This is a genomic window from Sphingopyxis sp. JAI108, assembly GCF_013410105.1.
GTDB lineage: Bacteria > Pseudomonadota > Alphaproteobacteria > Sphingomonadales > Sphingomonadaceae > Sphingopyxis > Sphingopyxis chilensis.
This window is the reverse complement of record NZ_JACCCJ010000001.1, coordinates 1,011,801-1,026,981: the sequence shown is the minus strand read 5'-3', so window position 1 is coordinate 1,026,981 and position 15,181 is coordinate 1,011,801. Positions and strand designations below refer to the sequence as shown.

The window sequence follows — 15,181 nt, the reverse complement described above, 5'->3', positions numbered from 1 at the left end:
TCACTCGGCGGGATCGGGCACGGCTTCGCCGTGCGGCTTTCCGTCGTCGCCCTTGCGGTAGGTCAGCAGGTTCGCCGAGAAGAAGCGGCCAAGACGCTTTTCGATGCTGTCGGCAAGGCTGAAACCGGCCGGGACGATCAGCAGCGTCAGCAGCGTCGACAGGATCAGCCCGCCGATCACGACCACGCCCATCGGCGCGCGCCATGCCCCGTCACCCGACAGCGAGATGGCAGTCGGGATCATGCCGGCGACCATCGCGACCGTGGTCATGACGATGGGCTGCGCGCGCTTGCGGCCCGCATCCATCAGCGCAGCGGTCTTGCCGATGCCCTTGTCCATCTCCTCGATCGCGAAATCGACAAGCAGGATCGAGTTTTTCGCAACGATACCGAGCAGCATCAGCAAACCGATGAACACGGGCATGGACACTTCCATGCCGGTGATGAGCAGGCCGAGCAGCCCGCCGAGCGGCGCGAGCAGCAAGGACGACATATTGACGAGCGGCGACAGGAAACGGCGATAGAGCAGCACCAGCGTCGCAAAGACCAGCAGAAGCCCCGACACGACCGCGACCATGAAGTTGGTCATCATCTCCGCCTGCCATTTGGCATCACCCTGAATGACCTTGCGGATGCCCTGAGGCATATTCTTGATCGAGGGCAGCGCATCGATCTTCTTTTGCGCGTCGCCCGTCACCAGCCCCGGCGCAAGATCCGCCCCGATCACGATCCGCCGCGTCTGGTTATAGCGGCGAAGCTCGGTCGGGCCCGCGCCAAAGCCGATCGTCGCGACCGATTTCAGCGGCACCGTCGTCCCGCGCGAGGTCGGCACCGGCAGATTCTCGATCGTCGCAAGCGCACGGCGCGAATCTTCGGACAGCAGCACGCGGATCGGGATCTGGCGGTCGGAGAGCGAGAATTTAGCGGCATTCTGGTCGATGTCGCCGATCGTCGCGATGCGGATCGTCTGGCTGAGCGCGGCGGTCGTCACGCCGAGTTCGGCGGCAAGGTCCATGCGCGGATTGACGATGATTTCGGGGCGCGGAATGTCGCCTTCGACCCGCGGCGCACGCAGTTCCTTGAGCCGGCTCATCTCGTCGACGATCTTGCGCGCATGGCGTTCGAGCGCCACCGGATCGTCGCCGCCGATGATGAAGGTGATGTCACGACCCGAAAAGCCGCCCGACTGGCTCTGGAACGACACGCGCGCGTCGGGGATCGCCGCCATCTTGGGCTGCAGGCCGCGTTCCCATTCGACGCTGGTGACGGGCCGGTCCTTCTTCAGCGTCAGGAACGCATTCCCGCCGCCGACATTGACGTCGTAGAAGGCGTTTTCGATCACCGGATCGTCGCGCAGGATCGCGTTGATCTGATCGGCGATCGTCTCGCTCTGCGCCAGCGTCGATCCCGGCGGCAATTCATAGCGGATCTGGCTGTAATCGCTGTTGGTCGTAGGCTGAAATTGCTGCGGCAGGATCATGAACAGCCCGATGCTCGACGCAAAGGCGAAGATGCCGATCCCGACGATCCATACGCGATGGTCGAACAGGCGCGCATAGGCGCGCTGGAGCATGAACTTCGCCCAATTGGTGAATGCGAAACCGCGCATACCCGCGGCATAAGCAAGCGCCCCGCCCAAAATCATCAACAGGCTGGTCAACAGGAATGCCATGATCGCCGACAGCGGCGTCATCAGCAGGAAATGCAGCGCCGGGTTAGGCGCATCCTGGCCGGCGGGGACCGGCTGGAAATACTGGAAGGTCAAGGCGAGCACCGCGATTCCCGCGACGATGAACGGCGCCAGGAAGAAGATCAGCCGCGTCGGAAACGCCTCGTACCGCGACTTCACGCCCTTCTGCTTCGAACTGTCGAGCGTGAAGCCGAGAATCCGTTCGTAACGATCGATCCACGGTCCCTCGGCGTGGCTCTGCTCGCCCTGCGCCGACAGGAAATAGGCCGCGATCATCGGCGTGATCATGCGCGCGACGGCGAGGCTCATCAGCACCGCGAAGACGACGGTCATGCCGAACTGGATGAAGAATTGCCCCGACACGCCGGGCATCAGCGCGACGGGCAGGAACACCGCAACGATCGACATCGTCGTCGCGACGACCGCCAGGCCGATTTCGTCGGCGGCGTCGATCGACGCCTGATAGGCCGTCTTGCCCATGCGCATGTGCCGGACGATATTCTCGATCTCGACGATCGCGTCGTCGACCAGCACGCCGGCGACGAGGCTGAGTGCGAGCAGCGACAGGCCGTTCAGCGAAAAGCCCATCATCTCCATGAACCAGAAGGTCGGGATCGCCGACAGCGGGATCGCGAGCGCGCTGATCAGCGTCGCACGCCAGTCACGCAGGAACAGGAAGACGACGACGACGGCGAGCACCGCGCCCTCGATCATCGCGAGCATCGAGCTGCGATATTGTTCCTTGGTATATTCGGTGCGGGTGAAGAGAATCTTGAAGTCGACCTTGGGGTTGTTCTTCTTGATCTCTTCCAGCTTCTTCATCGTCTCGTCGTGGATCGTGACGTCCGAAGCACCCTTCGCCTTTTCGATCGAAAAGCTGAGCACCTGACGCCCCGCAATCTTCGCGAGGTTGCGCTGTTCGGCATAGCCGTCGGTGACCTTGGCGACATCGGCGAGGCGGATCGTGCGGCCATCGCCGATCGAAATGCGCGTCTCGCCCAGCTGGAACGCGCTGCCGGCGTTGCCGAGCACGCGCACCGCCTGTTCAGAGCCGGCGATTTCGGTGCGTCCGCCAGCGGCGTTGACGTTGACCTGCCGCAGCTGCTGGTTCACCTGGCTCGCGGTCAGGCCATAGCTTTGCATGCGCGCGGGATCGAGGATCACGCGGATCTCGCGGTCGACGCCGCCGGAGCGGCCGACCGTCGCCATGCCGGGAATCGAAAGCAGGTCCTTGGCGACCGTGTTGTCGACGAACCAGGACAACTGTTCGAGCGTCATGTCGGTCGCTTCGACGGCAAAATAGGTGATCGGGCCGCCCGCTGCATCGATGCGAACGACCTGCGGCTCGAGGATGCCGTCGGGAAGGTCGCCGCGGATCTGCTGAATCGCCTGATTCACGTCGTTATATGCGCGGTCGATCGGGGTGCCGATCGCGAACTGCACCATCGTCCGGCTGCTGCCCTCGCTGACATAGGAGGATAGTTCGTCGACGCCGCTGACCCCGCGCACCGCCGCCTCGACGCGCTGCGTGACCTGCGTTTCCAATTCGGTCGGCGCCGCGCCGGGTTGCGATACGACGACCTGCACCAGCGGGAATTCGACGTCCGGATTGTCGTTGACGTCCATCCGGTTGAAGCTGACGAGGCCCGCGAGCAACAGCAGCACGAACAGGACGATCGGCGGCACCGGATTGCGAATGCACCAAGCGGAAATGTTGCGGAAACTCATGACTCAGGCGCCCTTGTGCGAATGCGATGCCGTTGACCGGATTATTGCGACGATTTCTGCAGCACCGGCTTCACCGTGTCGCCGACGTTGAGGAACGCGCCGGCGAGGGTCACGACCCGTTCGTTGCCGGTGAGCCCCGACGCGATCGACACGCCGGCATCGCTGACCGTGCCGACCTTGACCGGCTTGCGCTCGATCTTGTTGTCCTTGCCGACGACCAGCACGAAATTGCCTTCGGGACCGCTCTGCACCGCGCTTTCGGGGAGCAGCGGCACTTCCGCCGTGCCCGCCACGAGCCGCGCGTCGGCGAAGCCGCCCGGACGCAGCACCGACGAATAAGGGACCGCGATGCGAACCAGGCCCTGGCGCGTATCCATGTCGACGATCGGCGATACCTGCCACACCTGCCCGGCGATCTCGGCGTCGGTGCCGACCGGGGTGACGGTCGCGCGCGTGCCCACCTTGACCCGCGCGAGATCGGCCTCGGCCATCTGCGCCAGCATTTCCATCTCGCCGCCTTTCGCCATGCGGAACAGCACCCCCGTGCCCGCGCCGACGATCTGGCCGGGCTCGACCTGCCGCGTCAGCACCAGCCCCGCTGCGGGCGCGACGATGTTGAGCCGGTTGTTGCGCGCGGTCGCTTCGCCATATTGCGCCTGCGCGACGCGAACCCGAGCGTTGGCGGCGTCGCGCGTCGCGCGCTTGCGATCCATGTCGGCCTTTGAAATGAAGCCGCGGCCGACAAGGGCCTGCGCGCGTTCGAGTTCGGCTTGCGCCAGATCGGCGTCGGCCTGCGCGACGCGGATCGAGGCCGCGAGGCTCGCCGCCTGCTGCGCCTGCACCGAGCGATCGATGACCGCGAGCGTCTGCCCCGCGCCGACCCACTGCCCGGGTTCGACGAGCACGCGGACGACCTGTCCGCCTTCGCCGGCGACCCCGACCGGCATTTCGCGGCGTGCCGCGATCGTGCCGTTGGCAGCGATCGCCGCCTCGACCGACACGCGGCCGGGAACGACAACGGTGATGTTCGGAACCGCCGCGGCTTCCCCGCCGCCGGCGTCGGCGCCGCCCTTGTTGCTCGAGAAGGCATAATAGGCAGCCGCCAGCGCCAGGACGATCAGCACGACCGCGACGATCAGTCGCGTGCGCTTGCGCCGGCTGTCATCGCCATCCTCATAAAAGCTTTGCGTGCCCGCCAGGCTGTCCATCGAATCCACTTTCCGCTCGTAGTTCACGCCGAAAACCCTCCCTGCCTTGCGCGGCAGCATCATGCGGAAGGCGCAAACGCGCCCGCCCCCTTCGACCCCGCACAACAGGATCAATCCTCTGCGAGGTGTATTACCTAATTAAATCACCACTGGCAAGAGGCGAAACTTCGCCATTCCCCCTGCGCCCCGGAGCGCGCGCCATAGACGCCTTATCCTGCGATTTCCAGTGGTTGCGGACATGAAAAAGGGCGGCCCACCTTGCGGTGGCCGCCCTTTTCTTTGGCCGTCCCGTCGGGACCGGCTATCGCCGTTCGGCGGTCAGCGCACGCGGCCGCGGCGCACGAGATTGACGATCCCGAGCAGGATCACGGCGCCGAGGAAGGCGGTGAGCAAGGTCATCGGATCGAAGGCGTCGCCGCGCAGATGGCCGCCGCCGAGGAAGCTGCCGAACAGGAAACGGCCAAGGATCGACCCGATGCAGCCGACGATGATGTTGAGGAAAATGCCCTGCTGGGCGTCGGTGCGCATCACGATGCTGGCAAGCCAGCCGATGATGCCGCCCATGATGATTGCAATAATCCAAGTCATAAGATCACCCCTACGATCGTGTTGGCGCCTGACCCTGCAGGCCTGTCATTGGTAACCCAAATATTTGAAATCGCCTAGCGGAATGGCGGCGGCGGTGCGCCGCCACGCCAGTCAGCGGACGCTGCCACGCCGTATCAGATTGATGATGCCGAGCAGCACCACCGCGCCGATGAAGGCCCAGAGCAGTCCGATTGGGCTGAAGGTGTCGAGGCTGGCGCCCATACCGAAAAAGCTGCCGAGAAAATTGCCGAGGAGCGCGCCGACGATGCCGACGACGACGTTCAGGATGATGCCCTGCTGGGCGTCGGTGCGCATGACGATGCTCGCCAGCCAGCCGATGATGCCGCCGACGATCAATGTGATGATCAAACCCATGTTTTTTCCTTCCCTGAACCGGCCGGGCATGCGCCCAGGGCCGGCAATTATCGAAACGTCCGGTCGTGCCCGGACATCGCTTCAGCGATATCGGGACAATGCGGTCGGGGATGGAAAGGTTCCCGGCCGGCCCGTCTGGACCGGGCCGGGAAAAGGGGGATCGGTTCCTGATCGGGAACGTCTCCGGGTCGCGCTATGGCACTAAGCAGCCGCATTTGACGCTGGTGTGACGAAAGTCACGGCCGCGAAAATAATTGATGCGGGGGCAACGGGTCGACGGGGCCGTGGAGGGCGCGGGGCGCACTCCAAATACGGCGATGCCGGGCCCCGTGGCGCCGGGCCGGCCGGGCATGCGAAATGGGGGCCGACATCGCTGCCAACCCCCACTATCCGGTTTTGTCCTGCTGACTCCGTCCCGCTTCATCCCGGTCCGCTTCTCTCGCGATCAGCGGCCCGCAAAACGACGCGTCGCGGCGCCCGCCGGAACAATCCGGCGACGGTTTGGTCGGCCCCCTTTCGGGGGCCGGCCGCACCTGGAAAGCCCTTCATCATCTCTTCTTGCGTCCGCCGAAGCGGTCGCTGTCCAAGCGATGGACTGCATTTCCTGTACCCGATCGGGTCCGTATCAACTCGTGGGAATCGCTACGTTCCGTGATCAGGCTACCGGTCGATTTCCTCGTCAATCCGTCCGTTCTCTTCCGGCTAGTCTTGCAACTACCCTTGATGTCCCGGTGGTCCGACGTCTCTGTCGTCCGATGATTTGAAGCTGACATGAAGTGTTCGGGGCGCCAACAAAAAATGCGCGAAAAGCCGCTCGAAACCGCCCCCGGTTGTGGATAAGTCCGGCATTAGCAACAACCGGATTCGTTGCAGCATTTTTGTAACAGCGTTGCAGCATTTTCGGATTCGATCACGACCCATCCCGCCGCGCGAATCGCCCGACCGAAAGTCGAATCGATTCGGCTTTCGCGAAGTTCAGGCGCGCCCCAGATCGCCCTTGCCCACCGTTCCCGACGCCATTTCGAGCATCCGGTCGAGACTCTTGCGCGCGGCGAGGCGAAGTTCCTCGTCCATCTCGATCCGCGGCTGGAGGTCGCGCAGCGCGATGTAGAGTTTCTCCATCGTGTTGAGCGCCATATAGGGGCAGATGTTGCAGTTGCAGTTGCCGTCGGCGCCGGGCGCACCGATGAAGTTCTTCTCGGGCAGCGCCAGCTCCATCTGGTGGATGATGTGCGGCTCGGTCGCGACGATCAGCGTATCGCCGGGGAAGCTCTTCGCGAACTGCAATATTCCGCTGGTCGAGCCGACATAGTCGGCATGGTCGACGATGTGCGGGGGGCATTCGGGGTGCGCCGCGACCGGGGCGCCCGGATGCTGGGTCTTCAATTTGATCAGCTCGGTTTCGCTGAACGCCTCGTGGACGATGCAAACGCCGGGCCACAGCAGCATGTCGCGCCCGAACTTGCGATTGAGATAGCCGCCGAGGTGGCGGTCGGGACCGAAGATGATCTTCTGGCTCTCGGGGATCTGGCTGATGATCGTCTCGGCGCTCGACGAGGTGACGATGATGTCGCTCAGCGCCTTCACCGCCGCCGAGCAGTTGATGTAGGTCAGCGCGATATGGTCCGGATGCGCCTCGCGGAAACGCTTGAACTGTTCGGGTGGACAACTGTCCTCGAGGCTGCACCCCGCGTCCATGTCGGGAAGGATCACGGTCTTTTCCGGCGACAAAATCTTTGCCGTCTCGGCCATGAACTTCACGCCGCAGAATGCGATCACCTCGGCATCGGTCTCCGCCGCCTTGCGTGACAACTCGAGCGAATCGCCGACGAAATCGGCCAAGTCCTGAATCTCGGGCTTCTGGTAATAATGCGCGAGGATGACGGCGTTGCGCTCCTTGCGGAGGCGGTCGATTTCGGCGCGCAGGTCGAGGCCCGAGAGATTCTCGCGGATGGGAGCAGTCATGGCGTTATCCTTATATGGCTTGGCCGTGGCGCCCCCCTACACGCTGCCCCGCGGCAGGGCAATTCGTCGCATCAGCCGGCGAGGCGCGCCGCGAGCGCGATGACGGGCGGCGTCATCGACAGCATATAGATGGTGAGACGGACCGCGATGACAATCACCGCGACCGCCTTTGTCGCCGAATGGACGCGGCCGAGCGTCCGCCGATCATAGAGCGCGACAATGCCGACGACGGCAAGCTGGATCAGGCCGATCGGGATGTCGAACCAGCCGATCATCAGCGGCATTGGCAATATGCGGCCCAGCGCGGGTTCAAGGATCACGATCGTCGCGCCGATCATCAGCCGCCGGTGCCAGTCGGTCGCGCGCCGCCGCCGGATCGCCCACGCAACCATCGCGCCGAACACCAGCGATTCGGTCACCGTCAGCGCGAGGAAATGAGCCGGTGTGAAAAAGGGCGGGAAACGGTCCAGGATCAGCGAAGCGACACCGGTGAAGATGCCAAGGGCGGTGATAAAGATAGCGAGCAGCCCGCCGACACGCCCGAGCTGGCGGTGCCGCGCCAGATTATCGCGCGAGACGAAGGCCGGCTGGGCGATCAGCAGCGCCAGCCATGCCAGCATCGCGACACCATGGGCATGCACCCAAAAGGGCGCCGCGACCGGATCGACGAAGCCTCTCAGCGCAAACTGGAGGAACCCGAAAACGATGAAGACCGCGAGGCCGATCGCCATGCGGTGCCAGAAAAGCTCAACGCGAGCGCCGCCGCCTGCACTTGTAGCCATGCCCATTCCCCCTTCCCGACCCGGCGGAAAGATAGCGTAGCGGCAAAAGCGCGAAAAGCCCGGTTTTTACCCAGCCGGCGCGCCCGCAAAGCGTGCGGTCACCTTTGCGTCGATCCCTGCGGCTTTCAATGGCATGGCAAAGCTTTGCTCGATCGCCGTGCGCGCGGCGCCCTGGGCAAGGCGCATCGGTGTCGTGCCCTTGGCCTGCTTGATCAGCTCCTCCTGCGCGCGCTTGCGATTGGCGGCGTCGAGCGTCTGCTCGGCATCGGTCAGCGTCAGCAATATCTCGCCGTCGCGATATTCGCTGATCGCATCGATATCGATCTCCGGCCCCGCGAGCCGCAACGGCGGCAGGGTGACGGTGAGCGCGTTCGCCGCTGCGTCCCAGTCGAGGTCCGACTGCTTGAGCTTGCCGAGGTCGAGTTCGTAGCGGACCGTGCCGGGCATGATCAGCGTCTTCTTCGCGCTCAGCCCGAGCCGGCTCTGTGTCGACGTCACCACCGCGACATAGCGCGCGGTGAAGGGCACCAATATATTCTGCTCCTGGAGTCCCTGCAGGCTCGCGGCGACGACGGTTTCGGGATCATAGCCGCGCTGCCAGTCATGCCATGCGCGCCAGCCGAAGAACAGCGCGAGCGCCAGTATTGCGACGAGCGCGGCACGAAATGGCCCCTTGCTCATGCCACGAGCCTCCAGCTTTCGGCATCGCGCGCAACGCGGCCGCGATTTTCGAGATCGATCAGATGCGCGAGGACCGATCGTCCGGCGGCACCGGTCAGCCGCGGGTCGAGCCCCTTGTACATATGTTTCACCATCTCGGGGATGACGCGTGTGCCCTTTTCGAGTTCCCGCAAAATCTGCCGCTCGCGCTGCTTGCGGTGGCCGAGCATCCCGCGCACCAGCTGCCGCGGCCTGGTCACTGCGGGACCATGCGCGGGGTAATAGACACGGTCGCCCCGGTCATAGAGCTTCGACAGGCTCGCCATATAGGCCGCCATGTCGCCGTCGGGGGGGCTGACGACGCTGGTCGACCACGCCATGACATGGTCGCCGGTGAACAGCGCCCCTGTCTCGAGGAGCGCAAAGCAGAGATGGTTCGACGTATGCCCCGGCGTCGCCACCGCCTCGATCGTCCAGCCGCCCCCCGAAAGGCGCTCACCGTCGGCTAGAATGCGATCGGGCGCATAATCAGCGTCGAATGCCGAATCCGCGCGCGGACCATCGTCCGAGAGCGCCAGCGGCGCGCAACCGATGATCGGCGCCCCGGTCGCCTCCTTCAGCGGCGCCGCGGCGGGACTGTGATCGCGGTGGGTGTGCGTGCAAAGGATCGCAGCGACGCGCTGTCCCTCGACGGCGCGCAGGATCGCATCGACGTGCCCCGCGCCATGGATGTCGGCGGGATCGCCGATGCTGAGCCCCGATCCGGTCGGGCCGGGATCGATCACCGCGACATCGCTGCCCGCGCCGACGATCCATGTCTGGGTGCCGGTGAAAGTATAGGGTGACGGGTTCGGCGCGAGCACGCGGCGCACCAGCGGCTCATGCTGTTCGCACTCGCCGGCGCGGATGCTGTCGGGCCAGGGCTTTTCTTCGCTCATGCCCTTCATGTGGCATCGCACGCCGCGAAGGAAAAGGGATGCACGTCAAAAAGAGGACGTGAAAAGGGAGCGACATGGGTCCCTCCCTTTCCCGCCCCTGCCGCCGGCCCCACCGGGGAGCAAAGACCGGCGGCGAAGTCGATGGGGTCAGTGGCCCGATTTCTCGATGTCGGCGATCGCCTTTTCGATATCGGAAGCGACCTTGGCGCGTATGTCTTCGGACATGCTGTGCGACCATTTGCTTTCGGCGAAGGACGCCCGCGCCTTCTTGAGCGCCGAGAGGCGTGCCGCCCGACTGTCCGCCGTATCGCTGCACGAGAACATATAGACGCTGCTGCGTCGGTTGCCGTCGGCCTCTTCGCGTTTGACGATCGGCGCCGCCTGCTTGCCGTCACCGCACTTGCCGATGAACCGGGCCTTGCCGTCCGTTGTCCACGTGGCATGAGGCATCGGGGGCAAGGGGGGCAGCGGCGGTATCGGTGCCATGACGGTGCGGATGCGCTCGGTGCGCTTCGCCTCCAGCCTGTCGGCGATCGCCTCGGCGCGCTTGCCGGAAATGCCCTGTTCCTTGAGCGTCGCGAGGACATCATCGCCCGAGAGGCTGCCGGGCGTGCGGATTTCGATGCGGCGCGCCTCGTCTTTGCCGTCGATGCGCGCGGACACCGTCGCAGGCGCCTTTTTGCCATCTTCGCGGATCACGATGCGATGCACTTCGCGCTTCTTGCCGCCCTCATCGGCCGTGACATCGTCGCTATGCTCGGTGAAGACCATCACGCCCGGCGCATCGGGCGCGACGGGCGGCAGCGGCGCTTCGGGCGGAGCGGGCGGTGCCGGCACGTCGGCGGTCTGCGCCTTCGCCACAACGATCCCGGCGGGAACGAGCGTCGCGGTGGTTGCGAGCACGGCCAGCGTCGCGCCGCCGACCAGCAGGCGTCCGACAAGTCCGCGCTTTTTGGAAACATCCTGCCTCGTCAACATCGTCAACCTCTCCTGCAGATTGTCATGCACCGCCATCGGCGCGGCAAGGGACAGGCGCGGGCCGACCGCCGCCTTGACGATCGCGGTCGCATAGCTCGCCGCCCGGTCGCGCTGCCCCTCCCGATCAGTCCCCGCCTGATCGACCATCCTCAGGACGCGCGCGTCGCAAGCGGCCTCCTGGTCGAAACGAAAGGCGCGGATCGCACGCCAGGCGAACGGATTGAACCATTGGGCGGCGAGCAGCACGAGCGCCGCGCTATTCGCCCACAGGTCGCCGTGGCGATGGTGCGACAGTTCGTGATCGATCGCCAGCGCCCGCTCGTCGGCGACATAGCGAGCAAAGAAATCGTGCGGTACCGCGACATGGCGATGCCACAAGCCGAAGGCGACCGGGCCATCGACGGCATCGGACATCACCAGCCGGATGGTCCCGATCGGTTCGAGTTGAACCGCGCCGCGCAGCACGTCGCGCCGAAAGCGGCGGTGCGACACCATCGCCGCCGCCAGCACGGCGGCCATCCCCGCCGCCCAGGCGAAGAAGATGACCGGCGTCAGGTCGGCAAGCGACCAAAGCGGTTCGGCAACCGGGCCGGACGCCGCGACCGGTAGCCCGACCTGCACCGTCACCGCTTCCCCAGCTGGCGCGGGCGTCACGACCACCGGATCGGCGAAAGGAAGGGGAGGCAGCACCAGCCGCAGCGCGGGCACCGCCCACAACGCATAGGTCAGCCGTGGACCGAACAGCCGCGCGAAGGGCTTGCGGACGATCAGGATCAGGAGGACGAGAGCCGCCGTGGTGATCAGCGTATCGCCCCACGCCTCGATCAGCATCGCGGCGCTCATGACTTGAGCTTCTTCAGGAGCGCCTCGATTTCGGCGATATCGGTGTCGGTCAGCGCCTCGCGGTCGGCGAGATGCGCGATCAGCGGGCCGACGCGGCCGCCGAACAGGCGATCGACGAAACGCTGCGATTCCTCGCCGACGGCATCGGCGCGTTCGATCGCGGGACTGTAAAGATAACGGCGCCCATCGGCCTCGGCGGTGACGGCGCCCTTCTGGACCAACCGCGCGAGCAAGGTTTTCACCGTCGCCTGCGTCCAGCCGTTGATGGCGCCGATGCGCCGGGTCAGGTCGGCGGCGGTCTGCGGGGCTTTGTCCCACAGCGCCGCCAGCACCTGCATTTCCGACTCGCTTGCTCGTTCTGCCATGCGGACCCCTCCCATTGGCACCATCGATCTGATGCGACTACAAATGTAGTCAATGGGCTGAACGCTTGCTGAACGAACATAGGCCCGGGCATATGTCGGGATTTTTTACACGCCGAGACGCCGGTAAGGAATCGCTAACCAGCGCCTCCCGCCAGAATCCGCGAAGGCCGTAAATTGGCACGGCAATTGTATAGTATCAGATGTTCCCGAGTGTTCCGCTCAATGGAGCGGTGGGGGGCATCAGTCTGGTCCCTGATGTCCCCTGCCCCCACCCGGGAAAACCCCACTTGCCCCCGATGCAGACGGGGGGCGGAGTGGCCGAAAGGCCCCGCCCCCCGGAAGCTTTCAACCTTCCGAAATTTCCGGCGTGCCGAAAAGCGCAGCGAGATTCGCGCGCTGCGCGGAAAGGTCAGCGAGGCTGTAACCGTCGAGCACCTTCAAGAACGCCGTCAATGCCTCGGCGAGCGCGCCCGTCAGCCCGCATGCGGGCGCGATGATGCAACTACCGCAATCGACGAGGTCGAAGCCCTCCTCGGTATGGCGCACCACCGCGCCGACATTGATCTCGGCCGCGGGCCGTGCCAGCCGGATACCGCCGAAACGTCCGCGGACGCTTTCGAGATAGCCCGCATTCACCAAGTCGTTGACGACCTTCATCAGATGGTTCTGCGAAATGCCGTAGGTGCGCGAAATCTCGGAGATCTGGCTCAGCCGCTCCTTGTCCTGCGCCCCCACATAAAGAAGCACGCGCATCGCGTAGTCGGTGTAGCGCGTGAGGCGCATCGCAATCCTTCCAATCGGCTCGGGCCGTATAATATGTATTTTTGTTGCATGTTTCAAATCTTGTGAATACATGCGCATCAAATACATGATTATAGTGAGTCACGAGCGACATGGATCAGATCGAAGAGGCCGCGCTCGCGCGCCTGATTCCCGCCTTCTACGACCGCGTTCGTGCGGACCCCCATATCGGCCCGCTGTTCGATGACGCGGTCGACCACTGGCCCGCGCACCTCGAAAAACTCATTGCCTTCTGGTCGTCGGTGATGCTGACGACCGGCCGCTACAAGGGCAGCCCGGTCGCCGCGCATCTGAAACACAAGGCCCGAATCACTCCCGCGATGTTCGATCGCTGGCTGGTGATCTGGTCCGCGACGACCGACGAGCTGATGCCGCCCGACGCCGCGGTCGCCCTGCAAGCCAAGGCCGCGCGCATCGCCCAAAGCCTTCGGCTCGCGCTCTTCTTCCGCCTCGACGACCCCGGCCGCGGGCGGCCTGAGGCCTCCCTCCACTCATCGATAAAAGGATAAGCTATGCGCACCGTCTCGGCCCAAGCCATGGAGATCGTAAAAGCGTCCGCCCCCGCGCTCGAAAAGCACGGCCTTGCGATCACGACGGCGATGTACGCCCGGCTGTTCGAGAACAAGGATATCGAAGCGATGTTCGACCGCGCCGCGCAGGCGAGTGGCGAGCAGCCGAAGCGCCTCGCCGCCGCGATCCTCGCCTATGCGAAGAATATCGACAAGCTCCAGAACCTTGGTCCAGCCGTGTCGCGCATGGTGAGCCGCCATATCGAAACCGGTGTAAAGGCGGAGCATTACCCCCACGTCGCAAATGCCCTGTTGCCCGCGATCCGCGACGTGCTGGGCGAAGAGGTGGCGACTGATGAAGTGCTCGCGGCATGGGGCGCGGCCTATTGGATGCTCGCCGACATCCTGATCGCCACCGAGGCGCAGGCGTATGAGGATGCCGAGGCGGCCTGAACGGGAGGTTTCGACGTGAGGTTGCCGATAGAGATGTGTGCCCCGGCGAAAGCCGGGGTCCAGAAAGCTCGCACTAACCTGGCATATTTCCGCACTGGGCCCCGGCTTTCGCCGGGGTGCACGACCGGCCGATAACCACCCCAAAGCGAAAAAAGCCCGCCGGAGCCTGAGCGCGGCGGGCTTTTGCCATCCCTCAGTGCGGCCTTACTCGGCGCGCGTCGGAACCCCGGTCATCAGCGTGTGAAGCTCGCCCGCTTCCCACATTTCCATCATGATGTCGCTCCCGCCGACGAATTCGCCCTTCACATAGAGTTGGGGGATCGTCGGCCAGTCCGAAAACTCCTTGACGCCCTGACGGACCTCCATGTCCTGAAGCACGTCGACGGTCTCATATTCGACGCCAAGCCGGTCGAGCATCGCGATCGCACGCGAGGAAAAACCGCATTGCGGAAACAGCGGCGTGCCCTTCATGAACAGCAGCACGGGGTTGTCGGCGACCAGCTTGGCGATGCGGTCGTGGGTGGCAGGGTCGGTCATTCTAAGTCTCCGGGCCGGCGCGCCATCGCGCAGGCAAAATATCTGCTCCCTATGAAGGGATGGCAGTCGTCAATTGCAAGGCATGAAGTTCGCCGCCCATGCGTCCGCCCAAGGCGGCATAGACCGCCTTGTGCTGCGCGACGCGGGTCATTCCCTGAAAGTATGCGCTGATCACATGCGCCGCATAATGGTCGTTGTCGCCGGCGAGGTCGGTAATCGTTACCTCGGCGTCGGGGAAGGCCGCGACGATCATCGCCCGCAAATCATCCTCGCGCATGCCCATCGGGATAGCCTCAGTTCTGGCTGTCGATGAACTGGCGGCGCGCTTCGGCGGTCTTGTCATTCAGGACCGCGCGAATTTCGGCGTCGCTGATCTCGACGCTTGCCGCGGTCAGGTCGCCCGCCAACTTGCGGATGACATCCTCATCGCCCGCTTCCTCGAAATCGGCCTGGACGACCGCCTTGGCATAGGCGTCGGTTTCCTCGGGGGTCAGCCCCATGCGTTCGGCGGCCCATTCGCCGACAAGCCGGTTACGCCGCGCCGTAATTCTGAACTGCACCTCCTGGTCGCGTGCGAATTGCGTCTCGAATGCCCGTTCACGATCGTCGAATGCGCTCATCATGTCCTCGCCGGTTAAACCTAGCCTTGCAGATAGGTGGCCCACCCCGGCGACGCAAGCCGCCTGTGCGGCAGATCACTTCCCTTTCGCTTGCGAAGGGTTTAGGGTTTGGCCCCAAGGGAATGGGTCGTACCGCAGCAAC

At 64.5% G+C, this 15,181-nt stretch carries 16 protein-coding genes; 2 read left to right on the top strand and 14 right to left on the bottom strand.

All coding sequences use genetic code 11. The features are described from left to right. The 11 genes from HDC29_RS04835 to HDC29_RS04785 form a co-directional block, all read right to left on the bottom strand. Complete coding sequence (locus HDC29_RS04835; RefSeq protein ID WP_179494940.1) at positions 1 to 3,417, bottom strand: efflux RND transporter permease subunit; 3,417 nt, start codon at positions 3,415 to 3,417, stop codon at positions 1 to 3. A 41-nt stretch (positions 3,418 to 3,458) separates the two neighbouring features. Next, positions 3,459 to 4,625 carry an efflux RND transporter periplasmic adaptor subunit gene (locus HDC29_RS04830; protein ID WP_179494937.1) on the bottom strand — a complete coding sequence of 389 codons (1,167 nt, stop codon included), beginning with the start codon at positions 4,623 to 4,625 and terminating at the stop codon, positions 3,459 to 3,461. A 318-nt stretch (positions 4,626 to 4,943) separates the two neighbouring features. Further along, entirely contained in the window at positions 4,944 to 5,213 is a 270-nt protein-coding gene (locus HDC29_RS04825) for a GlsB/YeaQ/YmgE family stress response membrane protein (RefSeq protein ID WP_179494935.1), read from the bottom strand. A 111-nt stretch (positions 5,214 to 5,324) separates the two neighbouring features. Further along, a complete protein-coding gene (locus HDC29_RS04820) occupies positions 5,325 to 5,588 on the bottom strand; it encodes a GlsB/YeaQ/YmgE family stress response membrane protein (protein ID WP_179494933.1) in 264 nt (87 codons plus the stop codon). A 975-nt stretch (positions 5,589 to 6,563) separates the two neighbouring features. Further along, a complete protein-coding gene (gene nadA, locus HDC29_RS04815; RefSeq protein WP_179494931.1) occupies positions 6,564 to 7,553 on the bottom strand; it encodes a quinolinate synthase NadA in 990 nt (329 codons plus the stop codon). A 71-nt stretch (positions 7,554 to 7,624) separates the two neighbouring features. Then, the gene (locus HDC29_RS04810; RefSeq protein WP_179494929.1) at positions 7,625 to 8,335 is read right to left on the bottom strand and encodes an adenylate cyclase; all 711 of its coding nucleotides are present in this window, start codon (positions 8,333 to 8,335) and stop codon (positions 7,625 to 7,627) included. A 66-nt stretch (positions 8,336 to 8,401) separates the two neighbouring features. Then, positions 8,402 to 9,016 (bottom strand): DUF4230 domain-containing protein, encoded by a 615-nt coding sequence (locus HDC29_RS04805; RefSeq protein ID WP_179494927.1) that lies wholly within the window; start codon positions 9,014 to 9,016, stop codon positions 8,402 to 8,404. Then, positions 9,013 to 9,933, bottom strand: coding sequence for an MBL fold metallo-hydrolase (locus HDC29_RS04800; RefSeq protein ID WP_179494925.1), 921 nt, complete (start codon positions 9,931 to 9,933; stop codon positions 9,013 to 9,015). The genes HDC29_RS04805 and HDC29_RS04800 overlap by 4 nt, the downstream gene beginning before the upstream one ends. A gap of 147 nt (positions 9,934 to 10,080) precedes the next feature. Next, positions 10,081 to 11,754, bottom strand: a complete 1,674-nt coding sequence (locus tag HDC29_RS04795) for a M56 family metallopeptidase (RefSeq protein WP_179494923.1) — start codon at positions 11,752 to 11,754, stop codon at positions 10,081 to 10,083. Then, on the bottom strand, positions 11,751 to 12,119 hold the full coding sequence (locus HDC29_RS04790; protein ID WP_179494922.1) for a BlaI/MecI/CopY family transcriptional regulator: 369 nt from the start codon (positions 12,117 to 12,119) through the stop codon (positions 11,751 to 11,753). The genes HDC29_RS04795 and HDC29_RS04790 overlap by 4 nt, the downstream gene beginning before the upstream one ends. Positions 12,120 to 12,464: 345 nt before the next feature. Next, a complete protein-coding gene (locus HDC29_RS04785) occupies positions 12,465 to 12,902 on the bottom strand; it encodes an Rrf2 family transcriptional regulator (protein WP_179494920.1) in 438 nt (145 codons plus the stop codon). A 110-nt stretch (positions 12,903 to 13,012) separates the two neighbouring features. On the opposite strand from HDC29_RS04785, the gene HDC29_RS04780 reads away from it, so the two are divergent. Together HDC29_RS04780 and HDC29_RS04775 are read left to right on the top strand one after the other, a co-directional pair. After that, on the top strand, positions 13,013 to 13,429 hold the full coding sequence (locus HDC29_RS04780; RefSeq protein ID WP_179494919.1) for a group III truncated hemoglobin: 417 nt from the start codon (positions 13,013 to 13,015) through the stop codon (positions 13,427 to 13,429). Between the two features lie 3 nt (positions 13,430 to 13,432). Beyond that, complete coding sequence (locus HDC29_RS04775; RefSeq protein ID WP_179494917.1) at positions 13,433 to 13,882, top strand: globin domain-containing protein; 450 nt, start codon at positions 13,433 to 13,435, stop codon at positions 13,880 to 13,882. Positions 13,883 to 14,086: 204 nt separating this feature from the next. On the opposite strand, the gene grxD is transcribed toward HDC29_RS04775, so the two are convergent. The 3 genes from grxD to HDC29_RS04760 are packed head-to-tail and all read right to left on the bottom strand — an operon-like array spanning position 14,087 to position 15,039. Continuing rightward, entirely contained in the window at positions 14,087 to 14,419 is a 333-nt protein-coding gene (grxD, locus tag HDC29_RS04770; RefSeq protein WP_179494915.1) for a Grx4 family monothiol glutaredoxin, read from the bottom strand. A gap of 49 nt (positions 14,420 to 14,468) precedes the next feature. After that, positions 14,469 to 14,702 carry a BolA family protein gene (locus HDC29_RS04765; RefSeq protein ID WP_179494913.1) on the bottom strand — a complete coding sequence of 78 codons (234 nt, stop codon included), beginning with the start codon at positions 14,700 to 14,702 and terminating at the stop codon, positions 14,469 to 14,471. A 10-nt stretch (positions 14,703 to 14,712) separates the two neighbouring features. Further along, entirely contained in the window at positions 14,713 to 15,039 is a 327-nt protein-coding gene (locus HDC29_RS04760) for a DUF1476 domain-containing protein (RefSeq protein WP_179497249.1), read from the bottom strand. Positions 15,040 to 15,181: the final 142 nt, after the last annotated feature.

What these genes read in the sequence shown, in the direction of transcription:
- HDC29_RS04835 (WP_179494940.1), bottom strand. Translation starts at nt 3,417, where the DNA reads ATGAGTTTCCGCAACATTTCCGCTTGGTGCATTCGCAATCCGGTGCCG.
- HDC29_RS04830 (WP_179494937.1), bottom strand. Translation starts at nt 4,625, where the DNA reads ATGGACAGCCTGGCGGGCACGCAAAGCTTTTATGAGGATGGCGATGAC.
- HDC29_RS04825 (WP_179494935.1), bottom strand. Translation starts at nt 5,213, where the DNA reads ATGACTTGGATTATTGCAATCATCATGGGCGGCATCATCGGCTGGCTT.
- HDC29_RS04820 (WP_179494933.1), bottom strand. Translation starts at nt 5,588, where the DNA reads ATGGGTTTGATCATCACATTGATCGTCGGCGGCATCATCGGCTGGCTG.
- nadA (WP_179494931.1), bottom strand. Translation starts at nt 7,553, where the DNA reads ATGACTGCTCCCATCCGCGAGAATCTCTCGGGCCTCGACCTGCGCGCC.
- HDC29_RS04810 (WP_179494929.1), bottom strand. Translation starts at nt 8,335, where the DNA reads ATGGCTACAAGTGCAGGCGGCGGCGCTCGCGTTGAGCTTTTCTGGCAC.
- HDC29_RS04805 (WP_179494927.1), bottom strand. Translation starts at nt 9,016, where the DNA reads ATGAGCAAGGGGCCATTTCGTGCCGCGCTCGTCGCAATACTGGCGCTC.
- HDC29_RS04800 (WP_179494925.1), bottom strand. Translation starts at nt 9,933, where the DNA reads ATGAGCGAAGAAAAGCCCTGGCCCGACAGCATCCGCGCCGGCGAGTGC.
- HDC29_RS04795 (WP_179494923.1), bottom strand. Translation starts at nt 11,754, where the DNA reads ATGAGCGCCGCGATGCTGATCGAGGCGTGGGGCGATACGCTGATCACC.
- HDC29_RS04790 (WP_179494922.1), bottom strand. Translation starts at nt 12,119, where the DNA reads ATGGCAGAACGAGCAAGCGAGTCGGAAATGCAGGTGCTGGCGGCGCTG.
- HDC29_RS04785 (WP_179494920.1), bottom strand. Translation starts at nt 12,902, where the DNA reads ATGCGCCTCACGCGCTACACCGACTACGCGATGCGCGTGCTTCTTTAT.
- HDC29_RS04780 (WP_179494919.1), top strand. Translation starts at nt 13,013, where the DNA reads ATGGATCAGATCGAAGAGGCCGCGCTCGCGCGCCTGATTCCCGCCTTC.
- HDC29_RS04775 (WP_179494917.1), top strand. Translation starts at nt 13,433, where the DNA reads ATGCGCACCGTCTCGGCCCAAGCCATGGAGATCGTAAAAGCGTCCGCC.
- grxD (WP_179494915.1), bottom strand. Translation starts at nt 14,419, where the DNA reads ATGACCGACCCTGCCACCCACGACCGCATCGCCAAGCTGGTCGCCGAC.
- HDC29_RS04765 (WP_179494913.1), bottom strand. Translation starts at nt 14,702, where the DNA reads ATGGGCATGCGCGAGGATGATTTGCGGGCGATGATCGTCGCGGCCTTC.
- HDC29_RS04760 (WP_179497249.1), bottom strand. Translation starts at nt 15,039, where the DNA reads ATGAGCGCATTCGACGATCGTGAACGGGCATTCGAGACGCAATTCGCA.